The sequence below is a fragment of the Flavobacterium sp. 40-81 genome (assembly GCF_001898245.1).
Classification (GTDB): Bacteria; Bacteroidota; Bacteroidia; order Flavobacteriales; family Flavobacteriaceae; genus Flavobacterium; species Flavobacterium inviolabile.
Genome location: NZ_MKTM01000020.1, coordinates 138,391 through 160,874 on the forward strand (window position 1 = coordinate 138,391; position 22,484 = coordinate 160,874).

22 protein-coding genes are annotated in these 22,484 nt (G+C 32.6%); 4 read left to right on the forward strand and 18 right to left on the reverse strand.

Features of this window, described 5'->3' with window-relative positions; translation table 11 throughout:
• Nucleotides 1-415 precede the first annotated feature (415 nt).
• The 5 genes from BGO42_RS07145 to BGO42_RS07165 form a co-directional block, all read right to left on the reverse strand.
• On the reverse strand, nucleotides 416-937 hold the full coding sequence (locus BGO42_RS07145; RefSeq protein WP_177733507.1) for a hypothetical protein: 522 nt from the start codon (nucleotides 935-937) through the stop codon (nucleotides 416-418).
• Nucleotides 938-1,847: 910 nt separating this feature from the next.
• A complete protein-coding gene (locus BGO42_RS07150) occupies nucleotides 1,848-2,345 on the reverse strand; it encodes a PH domain-containing protein (protein ID WP_273246222.1) in 498 nt (165 codons plus the stop codon).
• A gap of 78 nt (nucleotides 2,346-2,423) precedes the next feature.
• Nucleotides 2,424-2,870, reverse strand: coding sequence for a hypothetical protein (locus tag BGO42_RS07155; RefSeq protein WP_177733511.1), 447 nt, complete (start codon nucleotides 2,868-2,870; stop codon nucleotides 2,424-2,426).
• A 4-nt stretch (nucleotides 2,871-2,874) separates the two neighbouring features.
• Nucleotides 2,875-3,219 carry a hypothetical protein gene (locus BGO42_RS07160; protein ID WP_177733513.1) on the reverse strand — a complete coding sequence of 115 codons (345 nt, stop codon included), beginning with the start codon at nucleotides 3,217-3,219 and terminating at the stop codon, nucleotides 2,875-2,877.
• Nucleotides 3,220-3,436: 217 nt separating this feature from the next.
• Nucleotides 3,437-3,778 carry a hypothetical protein gene (locus BGO42_RS07165; protein ID WP_273246223.1) on the reverse strand — a complete coding sequence of 114 codons (342 nt, stop codon included), beginning with the start codon at nucleotides 3,776-3,778 and terminating at the stop codon, nucleotides 3,437-3,439.
• Nucleotides 3,779-4,389: 611 nt separating this feature from the next.
• Here BGO42_RS07165 and BGO42_RS07170 point away from each other — a divergent pair.
• From BGO42_RS07170 to BGO42_RS07185, 4 genes are all read left to right on the forward strand, one after another.
• Nucleotides 4,390-5,343: an IS1595 family transposase gene (locus BGO42_RS07170; RefSeq protein WP_337955189.1), complete on the forward strand. Its 954-nt coding sequence runs from the start codon at nucleotides 4,390-4,392 to the stop codon at nucleotides 5,341-5,343.
• Between the two features lie 65 nt (nucleotides 5,344-5,408).
• Complete coding sequence (locus BGO42_RS07175) at nucleotides 5,409-6,107, forward strand: hypothetical protein (RefSeq protein WP_273246224.1); 699 nt, start codon at nucleotides 5,409-5,411, stop codon at nucleotides 6,105-6,107.
• Nucleotides 6,108-6,117: 10 nt separating this feature from the next.
• The gene (locus BGO42_RS07180) at nucleotides 6,118-6,582 is read left to right on the forward strand and encodes a hypothetical protein (protein WP_273246226.1); all 465 of its coding nucleotides are present in this window, start codon (nucleotides 6,118-6,120) and stop codon (nucleotides 6,580-6,582) included.
• Nucleotides 6,582-7,277 (forward strand): hypothetical protein, encoded by a 696-nt coding sequence (locus tag BGO42_RS07185; RefSeq protein ID WP_273246227.1) that lies wholly within the window; start codon nucleotides 6,582-6,584, stop codon nucleotides 7,275-7,277. Before BGO42_RS07180 ends, BGO42_RS07185 begins: the two co-directional genes overlap by 1 nt.
• A 41-nt stretch (nucleotides 7,278-7,318) precedes the next feature.
• On the opposite strand, the gene BGO42_RS07190 is transcribed toward BGO42_RS07185, so the two are convergent.
• The 13 genes from BGO42_RS07190 to BGO42_RS07250 form a co-directional block, all read right to left on the reverse strand.
• Complete coding sequence (locus BGO42_RS07190) at nucleotides 7,319-8,680, reverse strand: hypothetical protein (RefSeq protein WP_273246229.1); 1,362 nt, start codon at nucleotides 8,678-8,680, stop codon at nucleotides 7,319-7,321.
• A 551-nt stretch (nucleotides 8,681-9,231) separates the two neighbouring features.
• On the reverse strand, nucleotides 9,232-9,648 hold the full coding sequence (locus BGO42_RS07195) for a hypothetical protein (RefSeq protein WP_273246231.1): 417 nt from the start codon (nucleotides 9,646-9,648) through the stop codon (nucleotides 9,232-9,234).
• A 134-nt stretch (nucleotides 9,649-9,782) separates the two neighbouring features.
• The gene (locus tag BGO42_RS07200; RefSeq protein ID WP_273246233.1) at nucleotides 9,783-9,905 is read right to left on the reverse strand and encodes a hypothetical protein; all 123 of its coding nucleotides are present in this window, start codon (nucleotides 9,903-9,905) and stop codon (nucleotides 9,783-9,785) included.
• 397 nt (nucleotides 9,906-10,302) lie between these two features.
• Nucleotides 10,303-11,061 (reverse strand): hypothetical protein, encoded by a 759-nt coding sequence (locus BGO42_RS07205; protein WP_273246235.1) that lies wholly within the window; start codon nucleotides 11,059-11,061, stop codon nucleotides 10,303-10,305.
• Nucleotides 11,062-11,275: 214 nt separating this feature from the next.
• A complete protein-coding gene (locus BGO42_RS07210) occupies nucleotides 11,276-12,022 on the reverse strand; it encodes a toxin-antitoxin system YwqK family antitoxin (protein ID WP_273246236.1) in 747 nt (248 codons plus the stop codon).
• Between the two features lie 138 nt (nucleotides 12,023-12,160).
• Nucleotides 12,161-12,685 (reverse strand): hypothetical protein, encoded by a 525-nt coding sequence (locus BGO42_RS07215; protein WP_273246238.1) that lies wholly within the window; start codon nucleotides 12,683-12,685, stop codon nucleotides 12,161-12,163.
• Nucleotides 12,648-13,445: a JAB-like toxin 1 domain-containing protein gene (locus BGO42_RS07220; protein WP_273246240.1), complete on the reverse strand. Its 798-nt coding sequence runs from the start codon at nucleotides 13,443-13,445 to the stop codon at nucleotides 12,648-12,650. The genes BGO42_RS07215 and BGO42_RS07220 overlap by 38 nt, the downstream gene beginning before the upstream one ends.
• Nucleotides 13,446-13,766, reverse strand: a complete 321-nt coding sequence (locus tag BGO42_RS07225; protein ID WP_273246242.1) for a hypothetical protein — start codon at nucleotides 13,764-13,766, stop codon at nucleotides 13,446-13,448. It abuts the gene before it with no gap.
• Between the two features lie 211 nt (nucleotides 13,767-13,977).
• Nucleotides 13,978-14,145, reverse strand: a complete 168-nt coding sequence (locus BGO42_RS07230; RefSeq protein WP_273246243.1) for a hypothetical protein — start codon at nucleotides 14,143-14,145, stop codon at nucleotides 13,978-13,980.
• A 475-nt stretch (nucleotides 14,146-14,620) separates the two neighbouring features.
• Nucleotides 14,621-15,106 (reverse strand): hypothetical protein, encoded by a 486-nt coding sequence (locus BGO42_RS07235; protein WP_273246245.1) that lies wholly within the window; start codon nucleotides 15,104-15,106, stop codon nucleotides 14,621-14,623.
• Nucleotide 15,107: 1 nt separating this feature from the next.
• On the reverse strand, nucleotides 15,108-18,665 hold the full coding sequence (locus BGO42_RS07240) for a DUF6443 domain-containing protein (protein ID WP_273246246.1): 3,558 nt from the start codon (nucleotides 18,663-18,665) through the stop codon (nucleotides 15,108-15,110).
• Between the two features lie 12 nt (nucleotides 18,666-18,677).
• Entirely contained in the window at nucleotides 18,678-22,025 is a 3,348-nt protein-coding gene (locus tag BGO42_RS07245) for a hypothetical protein (RefSeq protein ID WP_273246247.1), read from the reverse strand.
• 8 nt (nucleotides 22,026-22,033) lie between these two features.
• A partial coding sequence (locus BGO42_RS07250; protein WP_286748983.1) for a T9SS type A sorting domain-containing protein occupies nucleotides 22,034-22,484 on the reverse strand: 451 nt, incomplete at its 5' end.

The following is a 22,484-nucleotide window of genomic DNA, read 5'->3' on the forward strand; positions in this document are numbered from 1 at the left end:
AAAAGGTTCAAATTCCTTGATACACAAATGATATTGATGTAAATTTTATTTACATCTAAACTATACTTCTTTTGCGTAAAGAAATTACTAAAATTATTATTTAAAGTATTCGTTATTAATAATGTTTCTTCAAAATTAAATTCTCTTGAAAATTGTGCTCCAATACTAAACCGCATAATATTGTTGTCTAAATATTTTATTTAAAAAGTAATACTACTAAAATTATAATCATAAAAATCAACATAAGAAATGCTCTTAAAGAAAAGGTATTGCTATAAACGGACTTTTTATCTTCCCAAACAATACGTTTCTTAATCATATATAATAATATGCAAACACATATTATCAAGAATGTAAATACAATAATTTTATTATTCATAGTTATGGCTTATATAGTGCTACTAAATTATCTCTTTCATGGTTTATTACTTTTAACTTTTACATACTCAGAGATATTCTTTTTGCATACAAAATAATAATAGTATCTGGCTCTTTCGTCCGTTTTTATGATTGGAATTTCGTCTTCAGAAACAAACAATCCTCTTTCTTTTTTTATCAAAGTTGAATCCATCAATTTGTATTTTGTTAATACATCAATTAATCCTTTTGATATAATGGAATCGTTATCGTGCCATAAATAAAGTCTTTTTTTATACTCTACATAACTAGTTGGGAATGATTTTGTTTTACCATTTATAGTGTCAGATTGTTTTGGAGTATACCATTTTCTTTCATTAAAAACAAAAGCGTATAATTTATCTGAAGATTTTAATTCAGTAATTTCATATATAGATTCTATCTTGTTATTCTTTGTTTTGGTAAAATCGATGATAATGTTTTTGATTGCATCCTCTTTTCTCTCTCCTTTTATCATGTAAGCATTGGCACATGATATTGAAATCAGGGTAATTAATGTAGCGCTAATAATTTTTTTCATATCAATATGGTTATGATAAATAAAATCTGTTATTCCTGTATATTATCTGAATTGATAAAATAATAGGAAAGCATATACATAAGGCGAAAAACGTCTGGATTTCTCTGCCAACGGATCAATATTCATCTATCTGCCAATCACAGGGTCGTAATTACGTACTTCATATAAGCCTTAATCCATCCTTTATTATTACTAAATACAATTGAAACGGGCTGTGATTGGTTGTTTATTCACACAAATTACATATTCGTACAATCTGATAACTTTTGAACAAAGTCCTTCAATAGTCAACGAAACTTATATTATGAAAATAACATATATAAATCTACCTGCGTAATATATTAAATATATTAAAAAAGGGATTGTTAGGAATAGATATCTTATTTGAAATTTAACCCCATTCTTTATATAATCTATAAAAACATACAATGAAAAATATGATGTTAATAAGAAAATAGGAATAAACAGAATCCAATTGATAAAGCCTGATACACCCCTAAGTAATTTACTTTGATTTTCAGGCATTAAAATTGAAATTATATTAATTAAAACTAAAATAGTAAAGCCTATAAACGCATAGTAAGAAAATTTTATTGATCTTTTTTTCATATTAAAACGTATGATTAACTTTTATTGTTACAATCTATCTTGTTCGGTATAAATATCAGATGAACAACGATTATTAACATTTCGATCTACTATATAAATATCAAAAATTCTATTTTCTATTTTTAATTTTTTTAAAAATCCTTTTGTAACTAATTCTTCTATTTTCTGTTTCAATTCTTTTTCATTAAGGGGTATTTCATAAAAACTTTCAATAAAAGTTTTACAACTGTTCTCATAGTTTTACTGTTAATATGGCCGGCGTTATGTTATAAACATAGTGTCGTTATTATTGTTTCTGATGTTAAATTACTGGATAAAACGTTTTAATCTTTGTGATTTTAATGGTTTTAAAATTCGATTCAAGGATCGCTTCAATCTTATCAGAAAACAAACAAGTTATTATGATTTGCTCATCGTCTTTCAATATGATTTTTGCATAATGGTAATTCTCAAATGCAAATTGACTATAGCCACTTTTTTGGAGTCTATTTGCAGTCATAAAAAACACAATTTCATTTATACTATCAATATTGATCTCTCTTTTGATATTGTTTTTCTTTATTATTAATCCTGATTTCTCTATTTCATAAGTAACGCCTTTACTGTTTTCATAATAATTGTAATGTAAATACAATACAGGTAACATAAAAAGCACAAAAAAAAGGATAAGCAAGTAAACTAAAGTTTTATTGGAAAAATCATCATAAAAGTAAAGCGCTAAACCCAAAAAGACTACCGAAGTAAAAATCAAAATTATCAGCATTTTTAAATGCTTAAAAAGTGTTAACGATAATTCCATGTTTTTTTATTTAAAGTTTAAAATTCTTTTTCCTTGTTTATCATACGGTATAATTATGAACAAATTTTTCAAATTCAATTATTTTATAAAGCCTTCTGAATTAACATTATATCCTAAGATTTTTACTTTGTTGTTTTCTTTTATCATAGAAATTTTTTCCTCAGCAGTATAATTGGAATAAACAACCTTATAAGTTAGCAAATATTCTGTTTTGGAATCTGTACCTTTAAGGCTTGTCGTTTTCCAATCCAAAAGCGTTAAATCTTTGTATTCACCTAATTTTTTCTCTTTGGCGTTTAAGAATTCTAAAAATTGATCTTTTGAGGCAACTTTATAAAAATCAGTACTCATAAGATTGAGAACTGATTTATATTCTTTTCTGGAAGTATAGAGATACAATAATCCGGCAACGGATTCAGCATCTTGCTTGTCTTGTAATTCATTATCATTTTTAACATTAGCACTAAAATTGCATGATGTTAACACTGATACCAATAAAATCGTTATAACGAATAGCTTTCTCATAAATTTATTTATAAATTTTACCGTCACATTCCCAATTAAAAGATAGTATTGTATCTTTTTTATGAATATAAAATACTAATTCTTCCTTTTTCTTTATAATTGTGTCTCCTTTATCAAGATATTTATAGTAAGTACAAAACCATCTGTTTTCTTGCTTATACAGCGTATCTTTATTGGTTTTTAAACTTTTTCCTTCAACTTCAAAATTATATACAGAAGTACTATCAACAAGATTTTTAACGATTAAAAGACACTCATAATCTTTTTTTATATGTGATAATTTTTCACAGTCTATTTTTTCACATGAGAAAAATTGACAACAAACAAAAAGACATATTATTTTTTTCATCTTAATAGCTATTTAGGTAAAATACAGAATATAACATTAGGAGATCATTTAATTTCTCTTTCCCAAACTTGACCCTTCCATTGTAGTTTATTCTTGTCTTTAATATAAATTAAGACACCTATATACTTGATTGTACCAATATCTCTTACTTCCAAAAATGAAAAAGTTCAGTGATGCTCACTGAACTTTTTGTTTTGAATCATTTTCAATAGATATGCTATTTGAAATATTTAAGTAGTCTATCTTCATTGTTGATGATAGTATTATAAATTGAATTTATATAACTCATATCAATACTTTCTGAATTTTTATCAAAATAATTTAATCCATAAGATAAATTACCATTATCATATTTAACTACTAAGATAAATGTCTTATTTATATTATATGTAAATATATATGAAATTTCAATTGAGATAATTCTATCTTCTAAATTGTCATTTATTTCATGACAATATTTATATGAATCATCAAATTTTAAAGAAATCGATTTGTCGACTTGCGATAAAATTTTATCTAATTCAATTTTCAATACGTCTGCTATTTCATGTTTTTTCATCCACTTATTTTTAAAGTATGGAATAAATTTACCTAAAATCTTATAGATAGCAAACTTATATAATTTCAAATACGATGTTATCTTCTTGTACATGATTATGAATTTTAAATATGTTGTGTGATAATATATAACAACATCAAATAAATAATGTCTTCTCAAAATTCAAAAACCCCCTTGAAACAGATGTTTCAAGGGGGTTTTGTTTCAAACTGAATCAAATTGAATTGTAACTGAATCAAATTTTTGTTCAAAGTAGTTGAATTGTCAAAATTAAAAAACACAAATATGATAGACAATTCAATCATTAAGAAACAAGAATGTATTAATTCAATTCAAAAAATCATTTTAACTGCTTATTACTATTACTATACAATTGGAAGTTGGAGTATTTGTAATAAAGAGACGATACAATCAATATATGATTCAGTTGATGTAATGATTTATTTATTAAAGTATTGTTATAAAATATAACAACTACAAGGCAATGACAGCCTGAAATCTAATGCATTTCAGGCTGTCATTTCTTAAGGTTTTCGATGCAAACTTTATCGAAAATCAGTATCAAAATCCTTTACAGAGTCGATAAAAAGTATTAAATTTAATAAAACAGGATGGAATCAGATGATTTACAATTAAATAACGTAATCTTCAAATCCCTCGTCCATTTGATTGAAACACTGCAAACTGAAAATGATTGTAGGGAATTTTTAGAAAAAATACGATGGAATAATGAGCCTATTTGCCCACATTGTGGAAGCGTTTCAGAATATCATTATAAATTAAGATCAAGAGGTCATTTTAGAGGTCTATATAAATGCAAAGATTGCAGAAAAAGATTTACTGTTACAGTTGGAACAATGTTCGAAAGCTCACCAATATCTTTAAAAAAGTGGTTTTTGGCTATTTATATTTTCTCATCCCACAAGAAAGGTATCAGTAGTGTGCAATTACATAAAGACATCGATGTAACTCAAAAAACTGCATGGTTTATGTTGAGTAGAATACGTCACAACTTCAGAGACAAATCTGAAGTTATTTTTAATGATGTAACACAAGCTGATGAAACATACATTGGTGGTAAAAACAAGAATCGTAATAGACGTAAAAAGCTTAAAAATACTCAAGGAAGAAGCTTAAAAGCCAAAGTACCAGTATTTGGATTACTTTCTAATGGATATGTTTATACTAAAGTTATCCCAAATACGAAAGGAAAGACTTTAAAAGGAATAATTGATGATTTAGTTGAAAAAGGGACAATCATAGTAACTGATGGTTGGAGAGGATATAAAGGTCTATCGAACAATTACATACATAAGATAATAGAACATAATAAAGGAATCTATGCCAAAGGTAAATACCATACGAATAGCATAGAAGGCTTTTGGAGCCAATTAAAAAGAGGAATTATTGGAGTTTATCATTTAGCAAGCCCAAAACATCTATCGAAATATTGTGACGAATTCGCTTATAGGTATAACACACGTAAAATGACTGATGGTGAGAGGTTCAATCTTTCGTTATTAGCAGTTGATGATAGGCTGACTTATCGGGAGTTAATTGCTTGAAAATAGATATATTAATAAACTTCAGATTTTATAATAATTAAAAAACTATATTTGTACAAAAAACTATGGAAAATTTAGATAAATTTTTCAAAATACTTTACAACAATCACCAAATAAAATTAAATGGTAATTATAATTTACCTAGAGATTTTTTTGATCAAATTCATGTTTATTTCGATAAGAATATATACGAAATTAACAAAGATGATTGTAGTTATTGCACAATTTATTCTAGTGAAAAGATTTTTATTGTAATACATAATTTTCAAATTGTTATCACATTTTCTGATACTGAAGATTTATTTTTAATTAAAGATTTTTTTGAATATTGTTTAAGCTTTAATAATACTGACAATAAATTATTATCTGAGAGTGATACATATTCTGACAATATTGAGGTGATCTTTGACTTCTTATTAGTAGGAAATACTAATGATAACAAAGATTTTTCATTTAATAAAAAGCTTTCAAATGATTTATATTCAAATTTTGATAAAGAATTCAAGAATATTGGCAGCTATGGAATTAACTATACAAGTAAATATAAATCATTTGATATAAATATAAAAACTGAAAATAGAGATATATCGGACATTTATAAATTTGATTTCAATGGAAAAAAATATAATAATGTTGAAGTAAAACTATTTAAGAACATGATAGGTATTAATAATGTAGAAATTAATAATGTAGTAACTATTGATTTTATAAAACATGTTAATGCATATCTATGTGAAAAAATTTTAACAATTATTGTTAAATGATTTAAGAAGCATGAGAGAGTTAAATGAAATAAAGATTGAAAAAGTTTCGGAATGTAATGTTATAAAGAATTCCGATCTACAAATGCATTCTTCTATTTGTTGTGCTCATTTCGAAGTTGAAAGACATCTCATGGGTGCCGTCAATAATATTTCTAAAATTTCTATTATTATTTCTGAACAACAAGTTGATGATTATAATTTAAGTCTGATTTATAATAAGTTAAAAAGCTTAATCAATCAAACTAAAAATTATAGAAATGAAAGTTATCGGGCTTTGAATGACATACACAATCTTTACTGTGAAGATAAAATTAACATTAAACTCAAAGTAGTTTTACTTTCAGCCACGAATTCAAAAGCTATTAAACCAAACATAAAATCTAGAGAAAAATTATATGATAGTGTAAGGGAAATTAAAATTAATAGTTTAGGTGAAGAAAAGTTTCAAAAATCTATTTATGCTCGATTTAAATAATGAAAGACTATATAGGTTCAATTGAGAATTTTATTGCTAGTGAAGATTTTTGTTGTTTAGCAATCGGAAAAAACAATATGAATGACGATAATCATATTGTTTTGATGTATAAATTTGATAATAATCCTAAAGTTTTACATTACAAAGATGGTTATATCACTGACGATTTTTCTTATGGTGATTTAATTAATCGGGGCTATATTTCTTTAAAAATGAGTAATAGTCTTAAAGATTATTTTCCTGATGAAGATGCTATTTCATTATTTAAGAATTTTTGCGAAAGTATACTGTCATTAAAAAGTAATATATTATTCTCTTTAAAATATCAAAATCAATGTTTTGATATTGGAGGCGACTTATTCTCAAATATTGATGATGAATTTGGTCTTACATGTAGTACTTTTATTTTGGCATTGTTTAAATCGGAAGATTTAGGATCAATCGATTTAATTGATATTTCTAAATGGGAAGTCAATACAGAAGATGAAGAATTTATAGATAGATTATTAGAACATTTCTCTGGAGGAGATTTTCCGAATAAGAAACAAATAGATATAATCGAAAATAATAGAGCTTGTTTCAGATTTAGGCCAGAACATGTTGGAGTTGCATTTATTGACAACTCTATACCTTTAGGGTATTCTACTTGCTATTCAAATGGTAAATCATTGAATGAACATATTCTTAATGCATAGAAAATATTATGCTGCCTCAAGATTAGAAGCAGCATAATATTTTACATCCCAAGCACCCCTTTCGATGCTAACAAGTTATCGAGAAACTCTTGATGCGTATCTGACTTATTCAGAAGCGAAAACGAATAATTGCCCTCATACTTCTCACTCAACTTATATATTCGATCGTGTAACTTTTGCGCATTAGTTGTAGCTACTCTCCATGCTGCAACATTAGCAGAAGATATCCTATTTCGTTGAATCCTATATAGCCCAATGTATTTATCCAAAGTTTTTGAATGTGATATTGTTTGCTTGACTAATGAAGCTATATTAAGTTGGTCATTATCAAATTCAGTAATATAATTTGGATTAGATTTAAGCATCTTATAAATCCAGCCATCTAAACTGATTTCAGCAGTTTTAGTTTTAATAAAAGCTGCTCCATCTGAAGAACGATAATATTCTTTATAACCAGCTTTATTTACAAGCTCTACAACTTTATTTAAAAATTGCGCAGAGCTTACATACTGTAAAAAGTAATTTGATGTGATATAATAAAACTCATCTGTTCCTACTCTTTGAATAATCGGATAAGCTTTGTAATCACCTTCTTGAAATAATTCATTCTTTACTCTTTTGTCTTGAAAATCTTCTTTTTGTAATGTAAAGTTTCCGGCTAAAATTGTAAAATTGCCTGATAAATTTTCAATTCCTATTGAATTTCCTTCAACGATATAGGCAAATCTTTTTGAAATCTCATCAGATAATACTTTGCCGGGTTGAGTTTTAGGCACCTTCTTTAAACGTTCAGTCAAATTGACGTATGCGCTATAAATTGCATATTCATTGGTTGATTGCAATTCCATTACTTCAATTAAACCATCTTTGAATGATTTAGCATCATTTTTACTTGTACGCTTTCCATCCATAAATGCATAAACTTGTATGTCTTTTAATTCACGATCATGCCCGTAGGATGATCTTGCTCGAAATTTTGAAATAAATCTTTCATCTTTTCCGATAACAGTAATTTTGTATTTGTCAGCAATACTTTGAACTTCTTTCAAATATTGCTCTTTTACGTCATATTTTTCATCTGATTCTAAAAACTTGTCGATGTTAGCAATACATTTCTTTAAATCATTTTGTTGTTGGACATAATAATCATAACCAGGTTTATATTCTTCCAATTCATCAAGTAACTGTTTGTAGTAATTTGACATAACCTCACCATTTAGAAGCTTTCGATATTCAATTTCTTTGTATTTAACAGGAAATACATCGAAATCATTAATACCATGTTCATCAATGATTTTCTTTGATAATTCTGGAGTGATTTTTACTTCTTGTGCAGATACTTTTGAAGTAATAAGAAATAGCAGCATAATACAATTTCTTACAGTGCAGTTGATAATTTTCATAATGTGTGGTAATTTAGGTTTAATTTACTTTCTTGTAAAAAAGTAGGCGTGGGCATTGCACCACCGCTAAACCCAGGGTTACCACACCCCAAAAAAAGCACAATGATACAAGCCACGCCATATCGGCGCGCCTATAACACTATTTGCTTTTTTAATCAGGAAGCCTAAGCTTCAGGGTGGTAATTCGGATTTAGCAATAATGAAATTCAGCACGAATATTTTTACAATACAAATTTACATAAAAGGATTGACAGAATAAAAGAAATTTAGACGTTCATATATAAAACATAAACATCTAAATTCTATAAAAATGTTGAAAAAATATTTTTGGTTTTACTTATTAATGGAGTGGCTTTTCATGTGCAAACGTCTTTTTAAAGCTTTTGTTTGGTTAGATTTTATCATTAGATGGAAGGAATTACCAAATAAAATTGAGTTAACTGATGATCGTAGATATGTCATAATAACATTATACTGCGGTTTCAAAGGAAAATATGCATTTTACGCAATAAGTTTAGGTCAGTATGAATTAATGGCAAATCTTTAATAATCTAAATACTACGCCATTGGTTTTGTAGTATTTTATCATCAATATTGGCGCTTTTATTTAAGGATTCAACACGTTTATTTTCTTTTATAGCAACAAGACTTATATAGAAGTAGAACAGTTTTTGTGCTTTCGATTTGAATGATGACAAATTAAAACTATCATCAGGATAAGTAAATACGATTGTTGACTCGCAAGGGCTTTTCACTGATATTGCGCCTAATCCTTTTATTATCCTTAAGATATGTAATTTTGCAGCAGGTGCATCAGAAATATCATCATTATATCCTTTTACATCATAAGATAAATGATATTTTCTTTCTTTGTTACCTCTTACTTTGTTTTTTACAAATTTTTTTGCTTTTTCTTTTCTATTTTCACTTTCAATTACTTCAGCGAAAACATCTGCTAATGGCTTCATATTTTTAAATTTTAAATTGAAAAGTAAATATATTCTAAATTTTTTAACTAACTTTACGTAATTCCTCCCAATAAAACAACAACCACTCAATCATTTACGATTGAGTGGTTGTTAATTTTTAAACTAAATGATACTTACTCTTCCTCAGTATCTTTATTCTCATCCACCTGATGACCATTTTCAGATGTTTCATTTACCATATTTGCATTTGGTTGTTCGGCTAATCTTTCTAATACATATTCAGATAATTTTTTCATTATATTAATATTTTGAATGTTAATGTAATATGTATGAATTTGATCAACCAGTATTTTTGAGCATGTAGATGTATTTTATATCTTGATAAACAATGAAGTTGTTATATTATATATCTTAAAAATAAAAACCACCTGCGGTAACAGGTGGAATAAAAGAAGATTAATTAAAAATGTTGTACATATACAACATCCAAAGACTCTAATTTGAAAAATGTCCCGCACGAAGGCTAAGGATAGAAAATTGGAAAAAATCTTCGTTCGTAATATCTTCTTTTTTTTGTGTACTGCAAATGTAATAAAATCTTTGCAAAAAATTAAAGCCTGTCAAATTTTGACAGGCTTTAATTTTAATATAATTGTATTAATTTTTACTTGGTACATTCAAGTATATAGGTGTCTAAATTAATTCTTGATATGGTTCAAATTCCAAAAAGCATCTGTCAAAATATGGTAATGTAATCGTCAAACAGTTATATTTTTCAGTATCTATATACTCTTCAAAAATTGAAAACAATATTCTTCCTCTGTAAAGTGTAGTTCCTGAAACATCGGCATCCATACTAAAACGGATCAGATTAGTAGTGATTTTTCTATCCCATAAATGCATTGATTTAGGTATAGCCATAAATGTTTTGTCCGTTTTGACAGATTTACTGTTATTATTGTTGAAATGAAAGTTGAGCCTGACAGGATGATAATCAGAAGGAAAGTTTACCTGAATATATAGACTATCCTGTGAAAATTTGTTTTCTTTCTTTAAATCATACTCAAAGCCCTTTTGTTTCAGATACTTATCTTCACTGTTTAATTCAAGAAGATCATTAGACAAAACAGTCCATTTGCCTTTGGATGCTATTTCACATTGTTCTACTACGGGGCTAAATGTTATTTCTGCTTTAAACAATTTGAATGTGCCATCAGGATTTAATTCGAGTTGTGAATAATTATTATCCGATAATGCCTGATATAACTTATCACTTCTTAAAATATAGGTTCCTGCCGGACTATTTTGCAGTTCAATATTTTTGATTGAATTGCAACCAACTAAAAATAAAATTAATATTATCGTTAAAATTCTCATTTTGTATCTTTTTTTGGTTCCGGATTTTACAAACAGCATTTCCATTTTCTGTTTGATATCTTTTAATAAACTCATATTTACAGGACATAACTGTTGTAACGATAAGCATTATTAAAATAAATATTATCGATCACCTTTTACAGAACCTTCAGCATGTGGGTGGGGGGAAACTTTAAAATACCTGAAGATCTCGTCAGAGAGTCTACATTCTATAAATAGTATTTGTGTATTAAAACGAATGGATATTCTCCATCCGTTTTAAGTACTATAACGTTCTTCTTAATACTGTTTATTCAATAACAACCGGAATATTAATAAAAGTCTTTCTTTCTCTTGTTTTTAAAATATTTTTATCAGAAGTACTTTCGTAAGAGTACTCTAAAATATAACCTCTAAAGTTATTCTTTCCCTTTTTTTCAAAAGTAACTCCAACTTTAAAAGTTTGATTCGCAAAAAAGCTTGCGCTATCCTTTTTAACCGTTCTGATGTTGCAAAAGCTTGAATCAAATTCACGAGAAATTACTAAAAATGAGTTACTACCTTTCTTTAAAAATGGAACATAATTAATAGTTAGCTCATTTTCTTTATTGGATTCTAATTTCGAAGTTTTAAATTTATAGGTATAGTATGTACTTTTATTTGCTAATAATTTTCCTTTTTCATCATAATTAAACTCCTGATTAGCATATTCTTCATTACATATATTCTTATATTCAACTATTTTTCGCAATCTATTTTTAGAATCATAATACTTCCATCTCCCATCCTTTACCTTATTAATAGTATTTCCTTCTGATGCTATCCCTAGCTTATCATAATATTTAACATAACAGGACGATTCATTGTCCTTGCTAAAAAACATTTTGGAATCTATTATGCCATTTGTAAAATTAATTACAGAATCTAAGGAAGTATTATTACTAACATAATTTTTTGAAGCTACTCTTCCTTGTTTATCATATTGTATAATTTCTTGGGTCTCATTTTTACAAGAGACAAAGAAGAATGTAATTCCTAACAAAATTATTTTTTTCATTTTTATTTTATTAAAAAGGATGGGATTTAATCCATCCTTTTTAAATTGCTCACAATTGTTTTTTCCATAATTGATAAATTATCAAAATATGAATAAACCTAATAATTGAATTAGTATTATTAATTCTAAAAGATGGGACTATTCTATTAATTTATTATTATTGATTGTAAAATCAATAAAAGTAGGCTCGTAAATAATTGGAGTTTCAGATTTATTTTTTAAAACAGGATATTTCATAAAATCTACAAACGTTTCATCTGTTTTTTGAAAAAGATTAGCATCAATATCTCCATAAAGTAGTACTTTTTTATTTTCATAATCGGTATAACCTTTGAGTGTTTTAAAGTAATAGTCAGATTTATATTTCTTAAAAAAAGCAAACTCTGTTTTAGTTAGACTAAGTTTATAATCCTTTTTTTTAATTTTTTCAATGTGTAAAACGATTATATCTGCTGAATCATCAAAAGCCACTTTATTTGTATCAATTTGATACAATATATTTTTTATCAAGCTATTGTTAATAGTATGAGTCGAGGATAGCCTATTAATTGTTTCAATAGTAAAGTTCTGTTTATCATAACAACTACAACCAAAAAAAATGATTAGTATAAAAAATAATAAGATATTATTTTTTCTTTCTGTTAATACTCCCTTTTTCATCATATAATATATATTCTTTTGATTTTACTTCATAAACTCTAAATTTCACATATTCTTTTGGATAACTTTCATTTATATCTTTTGCAAGTAATTTATCGCCTCTTCCATAATTTTTATCTCTTTTATCAAATCCTGAAGGACCAGAATATCCATTAAGTCCGCCTTCTTTTGGATGACTATGGGTATGCTCATATTTGTTTCGATTGCCAGTGCCTTGAGATAAAAAGTTATATAATAAATCACTACCTCCCCATTCTTTATCCTTGGAATGTGAGGTGGCTATCCAACTATTATTATTTTCATCAACCTTTGCCCATTCTACAGATGTATTTTCTGATAAAAATTCAAATACTTTTTGAGACTGAGCATCATTGGATGTATAAAAATAATCATAAGATCGACTCCCAGTTATTCCTTTTGTAACATTACTTAAGACATTATTTGCGACATTAACAAATGTATTACTCTTATCTCCATTTGAACTAAGCTTATATAGCCTATCTACAGTTTTTCCATTTTCGTCTTTATATTGCTTTTTGTCCAGTTCTTTAATATTACCTTTACTATCGACACCATAGGTAGAATCATTCTCTACATATTCTTCATTATTTACCGCCGTCGTCATCTGTATACGGTCATCATAAATATTAGAAGTACTAATCGCCTGCATCCCATCCGGATCAATAAAGAACATCGGATTGTTTAAAGCATATACATAAGGCGAAAAACGTCTGGATTTCTCTGCCAATGGATCAATATTCATTCATCTTCCGATAGCCGCATCATAATTACGTGCCCCATAATCATATAAATTCAATCCCAATTCCTCCTGCAATTCCTTTCCGTTATATTTGTAATTATACGGATTAGGATTCATTTCATCTTCCTGCATCAATTGCGGTACATTATAACCCGGAGTTCCATCCATAGGCAATACAAAAGTATAGCCTTGTGTATTATAGGCCTTATGCTTTAAACCAAACGGATAATAATGATTCTCTTCCATAATGGTGGCCTCTCCGGTAAAACTATTCTCCGTATAGGACAGGCGTATATTCCCCAGATGATCGGTATAATGAAACACATAATTGTAAAAATAATCCCCAAATCCGTAAACGGCATTTACATAACCCTCTGCATGCGGGAAAAATTTTAAAATACTGTTTTCATACTGAAAACTACTAAAGCTAAGGTATACCTTCTACACAAAGTTGTCTTAAAAGAACATTCTGTATTAAAAAGGATGGACAGTAAGTACACCCATCCCTTTATTCTCAATACTGTTGGAAATGAAATTACTTTTTCTTTATGGATAATAATATTTTGTCAAATTCTTCTTTCTTTTCCTTCGGAATATTTAAATATCCAATATTAACTTCACCGTTAAACTTATTTTTCCAATATAAACCATTTTGGTCAATTCCTTCTAATGTGATCGTATCCTTAGTGAGAAAGGCTTTCATAGATTTATCTGATGAAATTTTATCCTTTTTTATGTTTTCATAGTTACGAGAAGTATTCCCTTTTTCATTACTAATGTGAAAAATTGAATTATCAGAGTATATGAATTCTTTTTGTTTTCATTCATTACCGCCATTCATTTCCTTTTCCTGAAATCCTTTTTTAATACTTACTTTATATGTATAATTTTTCTTTGCAGAATTACTATAACCCACATATTTCACATTTTGAAAGTCTTTTCTTGTTGCACAAGAAAAAATTATAAAGACTAAAAGAATATAAATTTTTTTTCATTTCTATGATTTTTATTTATTCAAGTAGTTACTATTTATACCATGACGGTTTTACATTTTGGTTCGAACCATTTAACATTGGCGGTCCATAACCTGATTTAACTCTATAGAATAATTGCAATAGAAATAATTATCATATTTAATATTGGTAAGCGCGGATTATAAATCCGCGCCATCGGAGCTGTTATCTATTAATTTCTAACCAATAATCATCAGCTTTAGGTAAAGTAGACAGGCTTCCAAATCTTTCCTTTACAATTGATTCAGCACTTTGTACTCCTTTTTCTTTTGATTTTAGTAAATAAAAATTAGCTAGCTTATTTGATTTTACATTTGAGCCATTAATCAAATCGTCCTTTAAAATAAAATATACATCAAAATATGCTTCTGGATAATCAAAATTATTAGCCATTAATAATGAGTTACGTAAAAAGTCCCTTGTGTGACTGCTAAAAAAATATATCTCTTTTAATTCATTATATGCTAATGTATCTCCTTTTTCGGCTATTTTGGCTGATAATTCACGTATTTTCTTGTCATTATTGAAATCTTCAAAATATGATTTTGCAGGGGAAATACCTTCTTCTATTTTTTCCTTGCTCTCTCTTTTTTCACAAGATGTAAAGCAACAAATAAGTATTCCAATTGTGGTAAAAAAAAATCCTTTCATATTATTTTTTTTGTTTTTTATATTCACTATATAATATTCTATTTATTTCCTGCCCATTTTGGTAGGTAACTATATAACCTTGGTTATTATTACGCTTTAAATCAGAACTTGAACCGACAATAGTTGCTTTCCCATTTCTTGTGCCATATATGACATATCCATCAAAACCTAATATAGTTGCTTTTGGATGAGCCGCTGATATTTTTCGTGCAATTGATTGGTCAGTTTTCTGATATTCTGTTGCAGATTCACAACTATACAAAAATAATGTGAAAGGTTGATTTTTTTCAAGTTGATTTCGATATGCTACACTTCTTTCAGACATCATTTTATCAAAATCCTCGGCTGTAAAAATCATTTTACCTTTATCTCCTTTCAAATTTCCTATATGTCCTAAACCTCCATGACCGTAAACAGAAAATATTCCATCACCGTCTTCATAATTTTCTTTTTTATTCATCTCATTAAAGACATCATTAAACACTTTTTGATTAGATTGTTTAGCTGTTGGTTTAAAAAGATTAACAGGTGGTTCATCATTATTATTATTATTATTATTATTATTATCTTCTCTAACTGTATCAGACCAATGTCCGCTTTTATATATAACACCATCTTCTCTTTCTTCATTTTTTTCATTATTTACCGCTGTAGTCATTTGTATACGGTCATCATAAATATTAGAGGTGCTAACTGCCTGCATACCATCCGGGTCGACAAAAAACATCGGATTGTTATATGCATAATTATACGGTGTCCATCTTCTGGATTGCTCAGCAAGCGGATCAATATTCATCCATCTTCCAATAGCCGCATCATAATTACGCGCTCCATAATCATATAAATTCAATCCCAATTCCTCTTGTAGCTCCTTCCCGTTGTGTTTATATTTATACGGATTCGGATTTCTACTTTCTTCCTGTGCCAGTTCAGGTACATTATATCCCGGTGTGCCATCCATTGGCATCGTATAGGTATATTGTTCTGTATTATATGCCTTATGCTTTAATCCAAAAGGATAATAATGGTTTTCCTCCATGATTTGCAGTTCACCTGTTTTTTCATTAAGAGTCCAGCTGGCACGGAAGTTTCCTAAATGATCGGTAAAATGAAAAACATAATTAAAATAAACATCGTCGGTTACTTTTACATAGCCTTCGGCATGTGTGAAAAACACGAGTTTACTATTCACATACTGAAATCCGCCTAAATAATCGGTTGTTTTAACCGCTGCTCCCTCGGTAACTTTCTTCTGTACTTTTACACCCGCTGCGTTGTAAAGATAATTAATTTTATTCCCGCCGGAAAATGTTATTTCCACCGGCAGGTTCAGATGATTGTACACAATATTCGTGATCTTTTTATTTTCATCCTTGATCATATTGCCGTTTGCATCATAAGCATAATCGTCATAAGTATTTCCGTAACCGTTATCGGTAAAGCCTTCCGGGTTGTTGGTCGCATCATTTACCCGCATCAGTTTGTTGCCGTTATAGAAATAACTCAGGTTGTCAATATCAATAGCAAAAACTGGGTTGTCAAGGTTTCCGGTACGTTGTAAAGCTGTAATATTTCCGTTTTTATCATAACTTACCGTTTCGTTATAGGAGCCAGGAGTAGGATTCTGGGTTTCCGGTTTCTGGTAGAAAGCAGTGTTCAGACGGTTGAGATTATCATACTGATAGCCATATTTGCGCAGGATATAGTCGCTTTTGGTTTTCCAGAAAGTTTCGGCTATATTCCCGTTATACAACGGTTTTACTTTACCACTCATACTGCTTGTTGTTTTGGTAACGTTGCCGTTCTGACTTTCTGTTACTTCATTATAGTTGATCTTAAACCCGAACAGATCGGTTTCTTCCATTTGTAAACGGGGACTATCTGTGGCAGCGGTATTGTTAATGTCTGTCAGCCAGCCGCGGATGTTGTAACGGTAGTCTACTTTCTGATAGGCGAAGGCACCGGTAGGATCCAAACCACCCACGTTTTTGGAGATCAGTTTACCCAGTTCGTCATACGTATTTTTAGCTAACAGTTGTTCGGCACCACCATTGATCTGGTGTTTGTGCAGCAGCAAACGGTCCTGCTCGGTATAGGTAAAGCTATCGGTAAGCGTTAGCAATGTGGCACTGCTGCTGTGCTTGTGATAGGTTTTGGTATACAGCGTTTTCCCCATAAAATCCAGTTTGGTATCGGTTTGCGTATACCCGCCTAAGTAATTGGTGGTATAGGTACGAACCGGTCTGGATTTCAGGTCATAGAACGTATAGCCCTGTTCGCTGAAGGTTTCGGAAGCATTCGTCTGTACACGCGTCCAGCCTCCTGTAGCCAGTCCCTTTACGGCTGTGGTGATGTTTTGCCCTTCCACCTGCGACGGTACAGTTGGCGCATTCGGATAGGCATAATCGTCATAATACAATACCGAAAGCAGTTTCATGCCGCTGGTCGGGAAGGCCACATTGGTATAGCCGATGCTTATGCCGTCCACCGTAGTAGCGGTAGCTCTTTTTTCCGAAAAATTGGTATTGGCCGCATTGCGCTGGGATTGTAAAGCACTTCGTGTATCGGAAGTAGCCAGCCATCCGGTATAGACCACACGTCCCAGTCCGTCATATTTGGATACGATCCATCCGGTCTGCGTACCGCCAAACGGTGTCAGCACCGGGCCGGAAGCGACCACACGGTCCAGTTTGTCATAAACCATAAATTCCCATTGTTTGCCGGGTAGTTTCTTTTCGGCCATCCGGTTGCGGGAATCATATTTGTACTGGTAGCACAAATCGTTCAGCTGGGTTTCCGGATTGGCTGCCAATGGCGGGATTACATAGGTCAGGTTGCCGTATTCGTCATAGACATAGTAGGTATCGTGTGCCACCTCGTCATTATAAAGCCTTTTCAGGATCAGTTTTCCCTGTTTGTCATTAAACACTTCCACGGTATTGTCTTTACCGGAGGTCCAGTTTTCATTTTTGCTGATGTTTTTATACAGCTGGCTCGCTTTATAATAACCTTTGTTCTGCAGCTGCGGGACATATAACCCCTGTGCGGCATCCCAGGTGGTCGCTGCGGCATAGTATTTTACCTCACTGCCGGTATTGGTCTGGTATTCCATTTTAACGCTGTGATCGACCCCTTCATTTGGGGCAAGCTGCCAGTCGGCTCCCGGAGCACCCTGTCGTAAAGGCCGTGCCGATGGTGCGGCTTCCAGCAGTTTTTCGCTAAACGGATATTGCCCGGTATACTGGGAATAGTTGAGTGTAGCCTGCTGGGCATTGTTCTGGTAGCTCATGTCGACCGTAGTAGCTGCATACGGAAGGTAATCCTTTAGCTGGCGCCCCATGTCATATTCGATATGGGTGATGATATCCTTGCCGGTAGCCGATTGCTTGTTCGCTACCTGCTGTACCGGGCGACCCAGTCCGTCATAATAGGTTACCGTACTTGCCGGACGGCCGCCATTGGCTTCCCGGTAAACGGTTTTTTTTGTGTAATTCTGTGTGGTGGTTTGTGCAATAACCCATAACGGTGCACAAAGCAATAGTATTGCCAGTTTTTTCATGGTGTTATCGTATTAATTGGTTACATAATTGGTATCATACTCTTCTATAACATTGCCGTCGTGGTCCTTGATGCGTTTCAGGCGCAGCAGGGCATCATATTCGTAAGTCGTTTTACGGCAGTTATTATTGATGGACTGAGTGACCAGATGCGTAACCGGGTCATACTGGTACCAGGAAATCACCGATTCCGGATAGGTCTGATGCAGCGTGCAGGGAGCTGCCGGATCCGGTTCCGGAAACGTATCGCTGCCGCCGCCGGATGACGGAGCAATATAGTTTTCAATCTTGATCATAACCTGATCCAGCTGATTGTAGGTATATTTGGTTTTCGGTCCGTTTACCATCGCCGCAAGGGTCATGTTGGCATGCGTATCATATTCTTCGATAACCACACGATCCACCAGCGCTTCGCTTCCTTTTGATGCCTGGATAATCTCCGGCAGGATCAGGTTCGGGTTGTTGTTCCAGCTTTTAAACAGCGTGCGTTGGGTTCCCATTAAAACAGGAAGGGCATTGTTGTCGGCATAGCGGAAGGTTTTTACCTGTACCGGCGTACTCACTTTATTCAGTGCTACCAATTTATTACAGGCACTGATCTGTGCTGCCGTTAATCCGGTTAGCAGGTTCGGCTGGTCGGCATAAACGTTGCGTACTTCTGTAAACACCGTATCGTCACTGGTAGCTGTTTTTACGGCTAGTGGTAATCCCGGCAGCAAACTGTACTGGTATTCCTGTGTGGAAGCCACGGTTTTATAATTGGCTTCGTTAACGCCTCCGGTAGTAATCGGAATTGGTTCAATAAAGTTTTTACTTTCTTTTTTAATCAATTCCGCTTTTCGGGAATACAGGTTGTAAATACCGATATCCAGGTTCTGAACGGTTTTCAGGCGGTTTTCACAAACGGCAAAAGCCAGTCCGCCGGTCGTACCGCCATAAGTATACACATTGTCATAACGATAGGTAAACGACTGTTCATTGGTTTTATACAAAACGTCTTTGCGCTTTATCAGCTCCGCTTCTCCTAACAGCGTTCCGTTGTATACCGATTCCAGGTTTCCTTTATAAGTACTTCTTTCCTGCTGGAAAGGACTGTTGTAGAAAGGATTGATATCCTGCTGGCTGCTCATGTCCTGGTTGTGGAAATGTTTTTCTTTTCCGCCCAGTTCAAAATTATCGCCTCCGTAACTGATGGTTACATATTCATATTTCTGGTCAAAGACATCCAGATTGGGCATGCTGGATGCAAAAGTGCTGAAGTTTACTTCTTTAGGAAACAATATTGCTCCGGTACCGCTGCAACATTTCAGAACAACGTGATTGGTAACCGCATCCAGGTAATTGGTTTTAAACGGAATCAGCTCAAAAATATCTTTAGACAGGTCCTTTGCCGGCATATAATAAAAACGTTTTACAAATGCATTTTGCGTAGCTGCCGTATAATCAACAGCACGTTTTACACGAATACCGCCATCTTCGATCTGTTTGAAATTGGAAGTATAGCTAAAAGCTGCCGAGGCATCAAATTTTACCAGCGACACATAGGTGTTATACAGTTCCAGCTTGTACACATGGCCTTTAAGGATCGGGAATGTTAATGAGGTACTGTAACTAAAATTACCGGTTCCTATTTCCTGGCTGCCGTCGGGCATGACAACAAATTTCGTTTCGGAAGTATTGGTGGTATTGTCGGTCAGTTTTATATAGGTACGGTCGGTATGTCCCATCTGGGCATTAGCCGTGAGCGTAATGTCCACTTTGATCTGTTCGTCTATAAAGGCACCGGAAAATCCGAAGGAACCGTCGGGATTAACAATTGAATTCCCTAAGATACTGTTCGAAGCCGTTGTTTTGGATTTGGGCGTACGTCCCGGATCATTCCGCCAGATATTCATCGAAATGATTTGCTTTTCGTATTCCTTGGCATATCGGGGCTCATATTCAAACTCCGTATAACCGCCGGTAGGGTAGGTGATTTTTTTCAGCGATCCTTTCTGGGCATAGCCAAAAGAAGAATTCCTGTCGGCTAAAGCCGAAGAATAATACTTCCAGTTATCATCATTGTTTTTAGGCAGTACCATCGTGTTGGAATTTACCCCGTTGTAATAACCGGCTAAATCCTGAGCATAGCTCAAACGATCCGGAAGTGCTGTCGGGTCATTGTATTCCAGTGTGTACTGTTCGTATTTTCTTCCGGTACCGTAGTTCTTGTCCTTGTTAAATTCTACTTTGGTCAGGAAAAAACGGTGGGAAGTAGTAGGCGCTTTCGGGAAAAGGTACGTCAGGTTTACTTTGTGCAACAGGGTAGTTCCTTCTTTTACCTCTATACTGTTTAGGATGTTGGCATATTGCCCGGTCGAACCGTTTGCAACATTAAACACGACTTCGGTATAGTTGTTTCCGGCCCGTATTTTCGAAAGGGTTTTTCCGTTAAAAACCGTATTTTGTGTAATCCCGGCTACCAGCGAAGTATTTACTGCCGGTGCGGTACAGCCCAGGGCATCTTCTTCGTAGGTGATCTTACTCACGGTTTCGGTACGGGACAACGTCACCGTTTTTCCTGTTACGCTCGTGGTATAGTCAAAATAAACCACACCATTGTCCGGATGGACAATCTGGGTAAGATAGAAGCCTGTTGGGGCATTCGGATTTTCTTTATGGGTTCCGGTAAAAGAATTTTCGGTAGCGCCCTCGCCGCCAAAATAGTATTTCACCCCATCGGCAGTCGTAATGCAAAAAGCGGCATGGTTACGGAAACGGGTTTTTAAATCGGCTTCCGGCCCAACGATTTCTACTTTGATATTGCTGTCCAGTTTGGAAACACGCGGTATAAAGTTTTCATCCAGATAGAACGATCCGGAATAACCGGGAAAGGAAAAATTAAACATATCCGGTTTAAAATCCCATTCTTTACGAAACTCAAAACACATTTTGTTTAAGGTTTCGGTATCGGCACTTCCATATACGATATTCATGGATTGTATCATTGCAGCCGATAAACGTCCCTGTATGGTTTCTTTTTCATCCGGGGCATCGTTAATGGTACGGGTAATCACCCCGCCGGCACTTAAGGTCCAGTTAATCCCGGTCCAGGTTGCTGTCTGGTTCACTTTAACGCCCGCTCCTGAATAATTCAGGCTGACCGGTACACTTATTTTTCCGGATTTTAAGGTGTATAAAGGAATATTGGCACTAACCATCCCGGTAAATTCATTGATCGGAATGTCGCCGTATTTGGTCAGCGCATAGGCTTCCGGTGATGGAAGCGTAATTTCCGGAACCTGTGGTTTTCCGGAACCATCCTGTGCCGCAACAGCTGCTGAAAGCATCAGGAATAATAAGGAGAATACTATATTTTTCATGGTAATGACTAATTTTTAACAGGGTTAATCCCTTTAATAACCTTAACAGAATCCGTTTGCAGATTGGTACGGATCTCTACGATATAAATCCCTTCCGGATAATGACTCAGATCCACTGGAACAGTCCGGCTGTCAATGTTGTATTGTTGAAGCTGTCTCCCGGACAGGTCAAATACTGAAGCAGTACCGCTTTGAAATTCATAACCCACCACAATATTGGTAAAGTTTTGTGCCGGATTCGGCAAGGCTTCAATAACCGGTTTCTCTACTTCCTTTTTATAGCGGTCTTTGAGTTTTACCACCCAGAAATCATTTCCGCCATGTCCGCTGCTTTTATCGCGGGACGGTTTGCCTTTGGAGGTTCCGGCCAGCAGGTAACCGCCGTCGCGGGTTTCAATCAGTCCGTTCAGGATGTCTTCGCCATCACTGCCCACGGTCTTGCTCCAGAGCTCTTCGCCT